Origin of the sequence: Sphingomonas sp., assembly GCF_019749955.1 — a bacterium.
In the GTDB taxonomy this organism is placed as follows: Bacteria; Pseudomonadota; Alphaproteobacteria; order Sphingomonadales; family Sphingomonadaceae; genus Sphingomonas.
Genome location: NZ_JAIEPC010000047.1, coordinates 23,920 through 37,007 on the forward strand (window position 1 = coordinate 23,920; position 13,088 = coordinate 37,007).

Annotated in this window: 11 protein-coding genes; 9 read left to right on the forward strand and 2 right to left on the reverse strand. The window is 65.3% G+C overall.

Annotated elements, in window-relative coordinates:
- Window positions 1–61: 61 nt before the first annotated feature.
- From dnaK to K2W81_RS10680, 4 genes are all read left to right on the forward strand, one after another.
- Entirely contained in the window at window positions 62–1,978 is a 1,917-nt protein-coding gene (gene dnaK / locus K2W81_RS10665) for a molecular chaperone DnaK (protein WP_294104107.1), read from the forward strand.
- A gap of 68 nt (window positions 1,979–2,046) precedes the next feature.
- Window positions 2,047–3,162: a molecular chaperone DnaJ gene (gene dnaJ, locus K2W81_RS10670; protein ID WP_294104109.1), complete on the forward strand. Its 1,116-nt coding sequence runs from the start codon at window positions 2,047–2,049 to the stop codon at window positions 3,160–3,162.
- A gap of 377 nt (window positions 3,163–3,539) precedes the next feature.
- Window positions 3,540–4,601, forward strand: coding sequence for an HD-GYP domain-containing protein (locus tag K2W81_RS10675; RefSeq protein WP_294104111.1), 1,062 nt, complete (start codon window positions 3,540–3,542; stop codon window positions 4,599–4,601).
- A gap of 205 nt (window positions 4,602–4,806) precedes the next feature.
- The gene (locus K2W81_RS10680; protein WP_294104113.1) at window positions 4,807–5,928 is read left to right on the forward strand and encodes an HD domain-containing phosphohydrolase; all 1,122 of its coding nucleotides are present in this window, start codon (window positions 4,807–4,809) and stop codon (window positions 5,926–5,928) included.
- Between the two features lie 7 nt (window positions 5,929–5,935).
- Here the strand turns inward: K2W81_RS10680 and purB are convergent, their stop codons facing one another.
- Complete coding sequence (gene purB / locus K2W81_RS10685; protein WP_294104115.1) at window positions 5,936–7,249, reverse strand: adenylosuccinate lyase; 1,314 nt, start codon at window positions 7,247–7,249, stop codon at window positions 5,936–5,938.
- Window positions 7,250–7,309: 60 nt separating this feature from the next.
- Window positions 7,310–8,020, reverse strand: coding sequence for a DNA repair protein RadC (radC, locus tag K2W81_RS10690; protein WP_294104117.1), 711 nt, complete (start codon window positions 8,018–8,020; stop codon window positions 7,310–7,312).
- A 94-nt stretch (window positions 8,021–8,114) separates the two neighbouring features.
- On the opposite strand from radC, the gene K2W81_RS10695 reads away from it, so the two are divergent.
- From K2W81_RS10695 to K2W81_RS10715, 5 genes are all read left to right on the forward strand, one after another.
- The gene (locus tag K2W81_RS10695; protein WP_294104119.1) at window positions 8,115–11,228 is read left to right on the forward strand and encodes a YdbH domain-containing protein; all 3,114 of its coding nucleotides are present in this window, start codon (window positions 8,115–8,117) and stop codon (window positions 11,226–11,228) included.
- On the forward strand, window positions 11,225–11,410 hold the full coding sequence (locus tag K2W81_RS10700; RefSeq protein ID WP_294104121.1) for a YnbE family lipoprotein: 186 nt from the start codon (window positions 11,225–11,227) through the stop codon (window positions 11,408–11,410). The genes K2W81_RS10695 and K2W81_RS10700 overlap by 4 nt, the downstream gene beginning before the upstream one ends.
- Window position 11,411: 1 nt before the next feature.
- Window positions 11,412–11,780 carry a YdbL family protein gene (locus tag K2W81_RS10705; RefSeq protein WP_294104123.1) on the forward strand — a complete coding sequence of 123 codons (369 nt, stop codon included), beginning with the start codon at window positions 11,412–11,414 and terminating at the stop codon, window positions 11,778–11,780.
- A gap of 226 nt (window positions 11,781–12,006) precedes the next feature.
- Window positions 12,007–12,252 carry an AtpZ/AtpI family protein gene (locus tag K2W81_RS10710; protein WP_294104167.1) on the forward strand — a complete coding sequence of 82 codons (246 nt, stop codon included), beginning with the start codon at window positions 12,007–12,009 and terminating at the stop codon, window positions 12,250–12,252.
- 34 nt (window positions 12,253–12,286) lie between these two features.
- Window positions 12,287–13,066 carry a F0F1 ATP synthase subunit A gene (locus tag K2W81_RS10715; RefSeq protein WP_294104169.1) on the forward strand — a complete coding sequence of 260 codons (780 nt, stop codon included), beginning with the start codon at window positions 12,287–12,289 and terminating at the stop codon, window positions 13,064–13,066.
- The last annotated feature ends 22 nt before the right edge of the window (window positions 13,067–13,088 follow it).

Genomic DNA, 13,088 nt, shown 5'->3' on the forward strand with positions numbered 1-13,088 from the left:
GCCACAACCGGCAGCGTGACGGGCTTAACATTCATTTGCAGACGGGGGCCGACGGAGGACCATGGGTAAAGTTATTGGTATCGATCTGGGTACGACCAATTCTTGCGTTGCAGTGATGGAGGGCGGCAAGCCCAAGGTCATCGAAAACGCCGAGGGCGCGCGCACCACGCCGTCGATCGTCGCGTTCGCCAAGGACGGCGAGCGGCTGATCGGCCAGCCGGCCAAGCGCCAGGCCGTGACCAATCCCGACAACACCGTATTCGCAGTCAAGCGGCTGATCGGCCGCCGCTTCGACGATCCGATCACCAAGAAGGACACCGAACTGGTGCCCTATCACATCGTCAAGGGTCCCAATGGCGACGCCTGGGTGAAGGCCGGGGGCGAGGATTACAGCCCTGCGCAGATTTCCGCCTTCACGCTCCAGAAGATGAAGGAAACCGCCGAGAGCTATCTGGGCGAAACCGTGACGCAGGCGGTGATCACTGTCCCGGCATATTTCAACGATGCCCAGCGTCAGGCAACCAAGGACGCGGGCAAGATCGCGGGTCTCGAAGTGCTGCGCATCATCAACGAGCCGACGGCGGCCGCGCTCGCCTATGGCCTCGAGAAGCAGGACGGCAAGACGATCGCGGTCTATGACCTTGGCGGCGGCACCTTCGACATCTCGATCCTCGAAATCGGCGACGGCGTGTTCGAAGTGAAGGCGACCAACGGCGATACCTTCCTTGGCGGCGAGGATTTCGACAACAAGATCGTCGAATATCTGGCCGAGCAGTTCAAGAAGAAGGAGGGCATGGACCTCCGCACCGACAAGCTGGCGCTCCAGCGGCTGAAGGAAGCTGCCGAAAAGGCAAAGATCGAGCTGTCGTCGACCGCGACGACCGAGATCAACCTGCCGTTCATCACCGCGCGGATGGAAGCAGGGGCGACGACGCCGCTCCACCTCGTCGAAACGCTCACCCGCGCCGATCTGGAGCGCCTTGTCGACGCGCTGATCCAGCGCTCGATCGAGCCGCTGAAGAAGGCGCTGGCCGATGCCGGCTTGAAGGCCAACCAGATCGACGAAGTTGTGCTCGTCGGCGGCATGACACGCATGCCCAAGGTGCGCGAGGCCGTGAAGGCGTTCTTCGGCAAGGACCCGCATACCGGCGTCAACCCCGATGAAGTCGTGGCGATGGGTGCCGCGATTCAGGCCGGCGTGCTGCAGGGCGACGTCAAGGACGTGCTGCTGCTCGACGTGACGCCGCTGTCGCTCGGCATCGAAACGCTGGGCGGGGTGTTTACGCGCATGATCGATCGCAACACGACGATCCCGACCAAGAAATCGCAGACCTATTCGACGGCTGACGACAATCAGCAGGCGGTGACGATCCGCGTGTTCCAGGGCGAGCGCGAAATGGCCGCCGACAACAAGATGCTCGGCCAGTTCGACCTCGTTGGCATTCCGCCAGCGCCGCGGGGTGTGCCGCAGATCGAAGTCACGTTCGACATTGACGCCAACGGCATCGTCAACGTCAGCGCCAAGGACAAGGGCACCGGCAAGGAACAGCAGATCCGCATCCAGGCCTCGGGCGGCCTCAGCGATGCCGACATCGAGCAGATGGTGCGCGATGCCGAGCAGTTCGCCGAGGATGACAAGAAGCGGCGCGACGCGGCGGAAGCCAAGAACACCGCCGAAAGCCTGATCCACCAGACCGAGCGCCAGCTCGCCGAGCACAGCGACAAGATCGACGCCGCGCTGAAGGGCCAGATTGAAACGGCAGTGACCGAGGCCAAGGCTGCCGTCGAATCGGGCGATGCCGAGGCAATGAAGACCAAGTCGGGCGAGTTGCAGCAGGTTGCGATGAAGCTCGGCCAGGCGATCTACGAAAAGCAGGCGCAGGCCGATGCCTCACCGGCCGCCGACGCCGCGCCCGAAGCGCCGAAGGAAGATGTGGTCGACGCCGAATTCTCCGAAGTCGACGACACCAAGGCGTAATTTCAGGACGCATCGACCGTCATCCCGGCCGCGTGCCGGGGTGACGGGTTCGAGGGCGGGGGCCATCGATGACCACCCAGGTTGATTATTACGAACTGCTCGAATGCGAGCGTGGCGCCGACGATGCCACGCTCAAATCTTCGTATCGCAAGTTGGCGATGCGTTGGCATCCCGATCGCAATCCCGGCGATCATGACGCCGAGGCGAAGTTCAAGTCGATCAACGAAGCCTATGATTGCCTGAAGGACCCGCAGAAGCGCGCGGCCTATGATCGCTTCGGCCATGCCGCCTTCCAGCAGGGCGGCGGCGCGGGGCCGCAGGATTTCGGCGGCTTCAGCGACATTTTCGAAAATATCTTCGGCGAATTCATGGGCGGCCGGGGTGGCGGCGGTCGTGCATCGCCGCAGCGTGGTGCCGATCTGCGCTACGACATGGAAATCACGCTGGAGGACGCCTTCCACGGGCTGTCGCGCGAGATCACCGTCGATGTCTCGGGCATTTGCGATCCCTGCGGCGGCACCGGCGCGCGCCCCGGGACGATGGCCAAGGGCTGCAAGACCTGCAACGGCATTGGCAAGGTGCGCGCGCAGCAGGGCTTCTTCGTGGTCGAACGGACCTGCCCGGCGTGCCACGGCATGGGTCAGGTGATCGCCGATCCGTGCCCCAATTGCCGGGGCGAAGGCCGCGTCGACAAGACCAAGACGCTCACCGTCAACATCCCGCCCGGCGTCGACGAAGGCACGCGCGTGCGCCTGACGGGCGAGGGCGAGGCGGGAATGCGCGGCGCGCCATCGGGCGATCTCTATATCTTCCTGCACGTCGCGCGCCACGCGATCTTCGAGCGCGAAGGCACGACGCTTTATGCGCGGACCCCAATCAGCTTCACCACCGCGTCGCTCGGCGGCGGCGTGACGATTCCCGGCTTCGACGGCGAACGTCACGAAATCCGCATCGCGCCCGGCATGCAATCAGGCCGCGAGCTACGCCAGCGCGGTGCAGGGATGCCGGTGCTGCAAGGGCGCGGTCGGGGCGATCTGGTGGTGCGGATCGAAGTCGAAACGCCGACCAAGCTGACCGCCAAGCAGCGCGAACTGCTCGAAGCCTTTCGCGCGACTGAAACCGGCACCGAATGCCCGCAGACGAGCGGATTCTTCCAGAAAGTGAAAACCGCGCTCGGCGGATGAACCCAGGTCCTACCCGCCCCTTTTCGCAAAGGGGCGGACGGCCAGTGGACTAGAGGGTGATAACCCCAGCCACCAGCACCAAGGACAGAAGGGCAAGCGTGGTGCTGCCCACCGCGTCAACATAGCGCATGATGGGTCTCCATATGCCGGATCGTTCCGGCTAAGCGCGATGTGGAGATTGTTGCGCGTCTTTGCAATTTTGTTACGCGAAATCGCACATGCGTCTGATGCATTACCCAAATCGGGGCAATTAACCGTCTCCCTTGATTCATTAATTAGGATGTCGGGCGCATTCCCCGTCCACCGATGTCAATTCGCGTAGCAGGGGCATTTTCGTGGATTTTAGTAGCCGGGATCATGACAGCGCCGATTCGTTGATGCAGGGGGACTGGCGTGCGCCGGGTACCGGTGGTGCCCCCATGCCCCAGCGGGCAGCACCACGCGCCAGCCTCGGCCCGGCAGCGCTCCACCTTGGCGCGCGGCGCGCCTCGGTCGCGCAGGAACGCAACCGTGCGCGCGAAATCGTCTCGGTCGCCAAGGAGCAGATCACCTCGACGTTTGAGGATGTGCGCTTTGGTCGCAACATCAACGTCAAGGCGCTGTGGCCGCTGGTCAGCAGCATCACCGCCTCGGTCGAGCGCCATTCAGGCGCGATCATGGGGGTCACCCGGATCAAGGACCGCCACGAATATACCTACTTGCACTCGGTCGCGGTCTGCGGGCTGATGATCAATCTTGCGCGGCGCATGAACATCGATCCGTCGCTGCACCACACGATCGGGCTGGCCGGGCTGCTGCACGATGTCGGCAAGGCGCGCATTCCCACGACATTGCTCGACAAGGCCGGGCCACTCACGGCCGAGGAAATGGCGGTGATGCGCACGCATTGCGAACTCGGCCATGACATTTTGACGGGTGGCGAGGATCGCCTGCCCGAAATCGTGCTCGACGTGGTGCTCCATCATCACGAACGGCTCGACGGGACCGGCTATCCCGATTTCAAGGATCAGCACAGCATTTCGACCTATGCCCGGATGGCGGCGATCTGCGACGTTTACGACGCGGTCACCTCGGCACGTACCTACAAGCCCGCTTGGTCGCCGGCGGCGGCGATCGAATGGATGTCGGAAGAGCCGGGCCAGTTCGACTCGCAGATATTGAGCGCCTTTTCGGGGATGATCGGCATTTTTCCGACCGGTGCGCTGGTCCGGCTCCAGAGCGATCGGCTGGCGGTCGTGCTCGAGGATCCCGATGGCGACCCGATGATGCCACCGGTGTGCCCCTTCTATTGCATCATGACCAAGCAGGCGCTGCCGTGGCGCCTGTCGCCACCGGGGATGGACCCGATTGTCGGCATTGAATCGCCCGATCGCTGGCGGATGACGAACTGGAAAGAGATGCGCGTGGCTATCCTCGCGCACTTCGAAGCCAACGTTTGAGAAGCGGCGTCGGGCGGGGCTTTAGCCTCGCTCGGCATAGCGCGCCGGTGATCTGAGCACCCAAAAGCCCGATATTCTGCGCTTTTGCGACTAAAGGATGATGCTGAGACGCCCGTTTGGGCGCCCAGCATTAGTCAGTGGTTAGTCGGCCCCGCCTAATTTGGTTCGAGTGAGTTTCACCCATCCGAACCAAGGTTGCGATACCGTGAGCGCTGAGAACCAAAGCTTTGAGCATTACAGCACCCTCATCCCCGCCGACTGGCGGCCGATGGTGCGGCGGACGCCCGAGCTGAACGAGCCGGAGGTTGCCCCGACGGCCGTCGCGCCGGTGGCGACTGGCCCCAGGCTTCATCTCACCGCCCGGCGTGGCACCGCGGCGCAGGAGCGCGCACGCGCCAGGGAAATCGTCGCCGTCGCCAAGAGCCGCATCACCGCCGTGTTCGAAGATGTCCGCTTCGGGCGCGGGCTCGACGTTGAGCCCTTGTGGCCGGTCGTCAGCGGAATCGCCGCGTCGGTGAAGCGCCACCCCGGCGCGGTCCTGAGCGTGATCCGCATCAAAGACCGCGACGACCACGTCTATATGCACTCGATCGCGGTGTGCGGGCTGATGATCAACCTTGCCCGGCGGCTCGGGCTCAATCCCTCGCTCGATCACGATATCGGCCTGGCCGGCCTGCTGCATGATGTCGGTGAGGCGATGGTGCCGCCCAGTCTGTTCGCCAAGCCCGGCCCGCTCACCACCAAAGAGGGGCAAATGGCCCGCGGGCATTGCGAGATCGGCCACCAAATTCTCGCGGAGGGTGAGCAGCTGCCGCCGATCGTGCTCGACGTGGTGCTCCACCATCATGAGCGCGTCGACGGGACCGGCTATCCCGCAGGATTAGGTCGCGACCAATTGTCGATCTTCGCGCGGATGGCGGCGATCTGCGATGTCTATGACGCTGTCACCTCGCCGCGCGCGCATAAGTCGGCCTGGTCATCGGCCCGCGCGATCGAATGGATGATGAGCGTACCTAACCAGTTCGACCCCCATATCCTGGCGCCCTTCGCGAGCATGATCGGCATTTTTCCGGTCGGAACGATGGTCCGGCTGCAGAGCGGGCGGCTCGCAATCGTGCTCGACGACCCCGATGGCGATCCGACAAGGCCACCCGTGTGTCCATTCTTCTGCATCATGACCCGGTGCTTGCTGCCGTGGCGTTATTCGCCCTCGGCCGTCGATCCCATCGTCGGCATCGAACGCCCTTCGCGCTGGAATTTTCCCGATTGGGAAGCGCTACGCGACGCCATTCTGGCCGAATTCGCGGTGCCATCCGCCGACGATTGACCCGCGATCAGGCGCCGAACACGCGTTCGAAGACGGCGTCGACCTGCGCGAAATGATAATCGAGATCGAACTTGGCATCGACTTCCGCCGGAGACAGCGCGGCGGCAACGTCGGGGTCGGCCTTGAGCAGATCGCGCAGCGACAGCGCGCCGTCCGATTCCCAAACCTTCATCGCGTTGCGTTGGACAAGCGCATAGGCGTCCTCGCGGCTGACCCCGGCTTGCGTCAGCGCGAGCAGCACGCGCTGTGAATGGACGAGGCCGCCCATCCGGTCGAGATTGGCCTGCATCCGCGCCGGGTACACCACGAGCTTGTCGACCACACCGGTCAGCCGCGCGAGCGCGAAGTCGAGCGTGATCGTCGCGTCGGGGCCGATATAACGCTCGACCGACGAATGGCTGATGTCGCGTTCATGCCAGAGCGCGACATTTTCGAGCGCAGGGGTGACATAGCCGCGCACCATCCGCGCCAGACCCGTCAAATTCTCGGTCAGCACCGGGTTGCGCTTGTGCGGCATCGCCGATGAGCCCTTTTGCCCCGGCGAGAAATACTCCTCGGCTTCGAGCACTTCGGTGCGCTGAAGGTGACGGATTTCAGTCGCGAGCCGCTCGATCGACGAGGCGATAACGCCGAGCGTGGCGAAGAACATCGCATGCCGGTCGCGCGGGATGACTTGGGTCGAGACCGGCTCAACACTCAGGCCGAGCTTGGCCGCGACATGCGCTTCGACGCGCGGATCGATATTGGCAAACGTGCCGACCGCGCCCGAAATCGCGCAGGTGGCGATTTCGGCGCGGGCCGCGACCAGCCGGGCACGGGCGCGCTGGAATTCGGCGTGATAGCCCGCGAGCTTGAGCCCGAACGTCACCGGCTCGGCGTGGATGCCGTGGCTGCGGCCGATCGTCGGCGTCAGCTTGTGCTCGAACGCGCGGCGGCGGATCACCTCGAGCAGCGCGTCGATATCGGCGATCAGCAAATCGCTCGCGCGCGCGAGCTGGACCGAGAGCGCAGTGTCGAGCACATCGGACGAGGTCATCCCCTGGTGCATGAAGCGGGCCTCGTCGCCCACCTGCTCGGCAACCCAGGTCAGGAAAGCGATCACGTCGTGCTTGGTGACGGCTTCGATCGCGTCGATCGCGGCGACGTCGATGACGGGCTTGGTTGCCCACCAGCGCCACAGCGCCGCCGCTGCGTCCTGCGGCACCACGCCGAGCTCGGCGAGCGCGTCGGTCGCGTGCGCTTCGATCTCGAACCAGATCGCAAAGCGCGCCTCGGGCGACCAGATCGCGGTCATCGGGGCGCGGGAATAACGGGGAACCATGGCAGGGCTTTCTGGCGGCGGGCGGAATGGCGCTGCCCCTAGCAGGGCGACGACGGGGGTTCAAATCAGTCCCTGCGCGCGCAGGCTGACATGCCCTTGTGTGCCGATGATGATGTGATCGTGGAGCGCAATGCCGGGTGCTTTGAGCGCGGCGGCGATCGAGCGCGTCAGCTCGATGTCGGCGCGGCTCGGCGAAGGATCGCCGCCCGGGTGATTGTGGACGAGAATGATCGCCGCCGAGCCCAGGTCCATCGCCCGCTTCAACACTTGCCGGACATGGACGGCGGCTTCGTCGATCGTCCCTTCGGCGATCAGCTCGTCGCGGATCAGCATGTTGCGGGTGTTGAGATGGAGCACGCGCACGCGCTCGATCAAATGATGCGCCATGTCGGCGCGCAGGTAATCGAGCAGCGCCTGCCAATTGCCGATCACCGGACGGCTGGCGACATCGGTGCTCAACATCCGCAGCGCGGTCGCCTGCACAATCTTGAGCGCCGCGACGCTGGCCTCGCCCATGCCCTTGACCCGGGTCAGCTCTTCGGGCGGCGCCGCCATCAGGCCGCCAATGCTGCCGAATTCGGTGAGCAATGCCTTGGCGAGCGGCTTGGTATCGCGACGCGGAATGGCGAGCGCGAGCAGATATTCGATCAGCTCGTAATCATGCAGTCCGTCGCCGCCATGATCGACCAGCCGCGCTCGCAGCCGCGCGCGATGGCCGTGATAATCGGGTGCCGCCGAATCGGCCCCGTTCGGATCGGCGGGAACAGTCATGCGGTTCGCGAATTAAGCCCTGTCGGGCGGGGTGGCAATTGCGCGCTGCCCGGGCAGGTCTATGGTGGCGCCGCCGAACGGGCTGGGAGTAAGCGTGACCGAATCGACCGGGGAGGCAAGGCGCAAGGGTAGGCGTGCGCGCTGGATTGGCGGTTCGCTGGCCATTTTGGGCCTGGCGGCGGCGGGGCTGTGGCTCGAACGTCGGCCGATCGCAACCCATTTTGTCGACCGGGAACTGGCGCGGCTCCGTGTGCCCGCACGCTATACCATCGCCGATGTCGGCCTGAAGACGCAGCGGTTGACCAATGTTGTCATCGGCGATCCGGCACAGCCCGATCTGGTGGCCGATTGGGTCGAACTCACCACCAATGTTTCGCTGTCGGGTGCCGAGGTGTCGGCGGTGCGCGCGGGGCAGGTGCGGCTGCGGGGGCGACTGGTGGACGGCAAGCTGAAGCTTGGCGCCGTCGACAAGCTGCTGCCGACTGCCAATGGCAAACCATTCGCGCTGCCGACGATCTGGGTCGATGTCGCCGACGCGCGGTTGCGGCTGGACACGCCCGCAGGTGTGATCGGCGCGAAGCTCGCCGGGCGCGGGCGGCTCAGCGACGGCTTTGCCGGACAGCTGGCGATCATTGCCGACCGTCTGGACAGTGCTGATTGCCGCGTCGATCGGCTGGCGGCGTCGCTGGCGGTGCGGATCGCCGATCGCCAGCCGACGCTTGTCGGCCCGGTGCGGGCGGCAACGATGGCCTGCGCGGGCGTGACGGCGTCGGGCGCTGTGGCCGATGTCGATGCCACCTTGGATGCCCGGCTCGATCGTTGGCGCGGGCGCGGGCGCGTGGCGGTCGACCGGCTGCGGGCGCCGCAAGGGCAACTTGCCGCGCTGGCCGGGACGCTCGACTTCGATGGCGGACCGCAGCGCACTGCGGGTCGCATGGACCTGCGTTCGGGGCGCGCCGACAGTGCCGATGCGCGCGCGACGGCGCTGGGGCTGACGGGGCGCTATCACCTTGGCACGGCGGGCTATGGCTTTGACGGCGCAGCCTCGGCGCAGCGCGCGGCGCTCGGACCCCGCTGGCTGGCGGCGATTGCGCGCGCGCGGTCGGCGGGTGAGGGCACGCCGGTCGGGCCTTTGCTGGCGAAGGCGGCGGCGGCGACATCGGCCGCCGCGCGCGATTTCGGCGGCACCGCCGATGTGAAGCTGACCGGCGCGGGCAAGGACTTTGCCCTCACGCTCGCCAACGCCAACGCCACCAGCCGCAGTGCCGCGCAGGCCACGCTGAGCGGTGGCGACGGCATCGCGATCGACAGCAGCGGGGTTCGCGTCGACGGCTTGCTTGCGCTGACCGGCGGCAGCCTGCCGAGCGCGGTGCTGCGGCTGTCGCAGGCGGGGCCGCGCGCGCCGATTCGGGGGAGCGGGTTCGTCCGGCCCTATGCAGCGGGCGATGCACGACTCGCGCTGGGTGACATCGACTTCACCGCCGCCCCCGGCGCCACGCGGATCACGACCAAGGCGGTGCTGAGCGGGCCGATCAGCGACGGCCGCATCGAAAGCGCGCGCGCGCCGATTGAGGCCTATTGGAACGGGCGCAGCCTGCGCATCAATCCGGGTTGCACAGCGGTGGCATTCGAGTCGTTGCGCGTCGGATCGCTGGCGCTCGATGCGACGCAGCTCAAGCTTTGTGCTGAGGGGGATGCACTGGCCCGGCTCGACGGCACCAGGCTGACGGGCGGCGCGCGGCTCGGCGCGACGCAGCTCAGGGGCAAGCTCGGCGGCAGCGCGCTGCTGCTTGATGCCGCGAGTGCGCGCTATGGCTTCGCCGACAATCGCTTTGCGGCAACCGGCCTCGACGCGCGGCTGGGTTCGGACGACAAAGTAACCCACATCACCGCAGCGGCATTCAGCGGTGTGGTCGTCAAGCGCGGTGCCTCGGGCGATTTCAGCGGCGCCAGCGGCCAGATTGCCCAAGTCCCGCTGCTGCTGAGCGGCGGCACTGGCGGGTGGCGTTTCGACGGCAAGGCGCTGTCGCTCGACGGGGCGTTGCAGGTCGCCGACGCCGATGCGGCGCCCCGGTTCTTTCCGCTCGAAAGCCGCGATGTCGCCCTGACGCTCGCCGACAACCGGATCGCCGCAACCGCGACACTCACCACGCCCGCGAACGGTTCCACGGTGGCGCGCGTGACACTCGCGCACGACCTCGATAGCGCGAGCGGCCACGCCGATCTCGACGTGCCGGGCCTGCACTTTACCGATGCCTTCCAGCCCAAGCAGCTCACGCGCTTCACCAAAGGCGTGATCGAGGAAGTGAAGGGCGATGTCGTCGGCAGCGGCCATATCGCCTGGGACGGCGACTCGGTCACCAGCAGCGGCACCTTCCGCACGCTCGGCACCGATCTTGCCGCTGCCATCGGCCCGGTCGAAGGGTTGGCGACCGAAATCCACTTCACCGACTTGCTCAATTTGGTGACCGCGCCGGGGCAGGAGGTCAAACTCGCGCGCGTCAATCCAGGGGTGCGGGTCGAGGGTGGTGTGATCCGCTACCAGACGCTCGCCGATCAGCATGTGCGGATCGAAGGCGGGCGCTGGCCCTTTGCCGGCGGGATGCTGATTCTCGACCCAGCCGAAATCGACCTCGCGGTCAGCGCCGAACGGCGGCTGACGTTCCGCCTCGAAGGCGTCGACGCGGCGCAATTCCTCCAGGAACTCGATTTCAAGAATCTGAGCGCGACCGGTACCTTCGACGGGGTGCTGCCGATGATCTTCGACGCCAAGGGCGGGCGCATCGAAGGCGGCGAACTCAATGTGCGCGAAGGCGGGGGCACCATCGCCTACGTCGGCGAAGTCACCCAGGAGAATCTGGGTTTCTGGGGCAATACCGCGTTTCAGGCGCTCAAAGCGCTGCGCTACAAGCGGCTGGCGATCGAAATGAATGGCGCGCTCGCGGGTGACATGATCACCGAAGTGCGCTTCACCGGCGTGAGCCAGGGCGAGGGCGCGAAGAGCAATTTCCTCGTGCGGCGCCTGCAAAAGCTGCCCTTCGTCTTCAATGTCCGGATCCAGGCGCCGTTCCGCCAGCTATTCGATCTGTCCGATCCGGGCGCCTTTGCGCGACGGAGCTTGTCAGAACGCGTCGTTGCGCCGAACACCGACGCCACACCCGTTCAGCCCCGCGCAAGCGAAGCTGTGCCAAAGGGAGAGCCGAAATGAAACCTATGCGCGTTGGATTGATGGTGATCGGTTTGGGAACGGGACTTGGCGGTTGCGTCAATGTCACCGCGCCCGACAAACCGATCGTCATCAACCTCAACATCAATGTGAAGGCCGAGGTCGTGCTGAAGCTCGATCGCGAGGCCAAAAAAGTGATCGACCAGAATCCAGGGATTTTTTGAGATGAACAAGGTTCTGATTTCCGCACTCGCCATGTTGGTGGCTGCTGCCCCCGCGATCGCCCAGACCCGCGACCCGGCCTATGCCGCAGCGCGTGCCAGCGGGCAGGTCGGCGAACAGCCTGACGGCTATCTCGGCATTGTCGGCGCGGCGACCCCCGAGCTGGAGGCGCTCGTCAACAGCATCAACATCCAGCGCAAGGCAGCGTACACGCGCGCCGCCCCCGATGGCGCGACGGTCGAGGCGTTCGCCTTGACCTCGGGCTGCAACCTGATCCTGAAGACCGTGCCCGGCGAAAAATACCAGGCCCCGGACGGGAGCTGGCACACACGCACCGGCGCCGCACCCGAACGCGATTCGCGCTGCATCTGACACGGCGCACGGGGGCGGTTTGCCCCCGTGTTGCTCCCTCTGTTGCACTGCGGTTGACTTGGCCAGTCGCGCTTTCTAAACGGGCGCCGCGACGCGAGGCTCGTGCCTTTGCGTTGCTCAACCGTCGCCCGCATCGTTGCGCGGCGGCGTTTCTTTATCAGGATGGGCTGTGAGCTTCGCGTTGGCCGATAACCGCCACAACGGACATGACGATCTTGACGCCCGGATTGCGCGCGCGAAGGCCGATGTGTCGGGCGGCGCGGCCAAGCCCGCGAGCGCCGGTAAGGGCTATGCGCAAGGGTCGCGTGTGCTCGCCGAGTTGATCGGCGCGCCGCTCGGCGGTGGGTTGATCGGCTGGCTGCTCGATAGCTGGCTCGGCACGACGCCGTGGATCATGCTCGTCCTGCTGGCGCTGTCGGTGGTCGTCGCCTTCCGCAACATCTATCGCATTTCGCAGGAGCGCGCCGAATGAGCTGCGCTCGCCACTTTCGTCAGCAAGGGTAATCATCGTGGCCGGCAGAATTGACCCGATGGAGCAGTTCAAGGTCGAACCCGTGTTCGGCCATATGCAGCTGTTCGGGTACGACATCAGCTTCACCAATTCGGCGCTGTATATGGTCGTCGTTGCGGCGTTGCTGTGGCTGTTCATGAGCGGCGGCATGCGCCGCCAGCTCATCCCCGGTCGCTGGCAGGTCGCGGTTGAAGGCGCGATCAGCTTCATCGACAACATGGTGGTGCAGAACATCGGCAAGGACGGCAAGAAGTTCGCGCCTTATATCTTCACGCTGTTTTTCTTCATCCTGTTCGCCAATCTGGTGGGCGTGCTGCCGCTCGCGATCGTGCCGGGGTTGCACACGTTCGCGGTCACCAGCCACATTACGGTGACGGCGGTGCTCGCGTTCCTGTCGTTCGGCATTGTGGTGTTCGTGGGCCTCGCGCGCCACGGGCTCAAGTTCTTCTCGCTGTTCGTGCCGCACGGTGCGCCGGGCTGGCTGATGCCGGTGATTATCCCGGTTGAGTTCGTGTCGTTCATGGTCCGCCCCTTCTCGCTGGGCTTGCGACTGTTCGTCGCGATGACGGCAGGCCACATCCTGCTCGAAGTGTTCGGCAGCTTCGTGGTGCAAGGGCTGAACGCCGGTGGCGCGCTCGGCCCGGTGGTGTCGCTGCTCAGCTTCGTGATGATCGTCGGCGTTTCCGCGCTCGAACTGCTGGTGTGCGCGATCCAGGCCTATGTGTTCGCGCTGCTCACTTCGCTTTACCTTCACGACGCAGTGCATCTGCACTAAGTTTCTGATTTTACAACGAATA

Coding starts and splice junctions, on each gene's coding strand:
- dnaK (WP_294104107.1), top strand. CDS start 62: ATGGGTAAAGTTATTGGTATCGATCTGGGTACGACCAATTCTTGCGTT.
- dnaJ (WP_294104109.1), top strand. CDS start 2,047: ATGACCACCCAGGTTGATTATTACGAACTGCTCGAATGCGAGCGTGGC.
- K2W81_RS10675 (WP_294104111.1), top strand. CDS start 3,540: ATGCAGGGGGACTGGCGTGCGCCGGGTACCGGTGGTGCCCCCATGCCC.
- purB (WP_294104115.1), bottom strand. CDS start 7,249: ATGGTTCCCCGTTATTCCCGCGCCCCGATGACCGCGATCTGGTCGCCC.
- radC (WP_294104117.1), bottom strand. CDS start 8,020: ATGACTGTTCCCGCCGATCCGAACGGGGCCGATTCGGCGGCACCCGAT.
- K2W81_RS10700 (WP_294104121.1), top strand. CDS start 11,225: ATGAAACCTATGCGCGTTGGATTGATGGTGATCGGTTTGGGAACGGGA.
- K2W81_RS10705 (WP_294104123.1), top strand. CDS start 11,412: ATGAACAAGGTTCTGATTTCCGCACTCGCCATGTTGGTGGCTGCTGCC.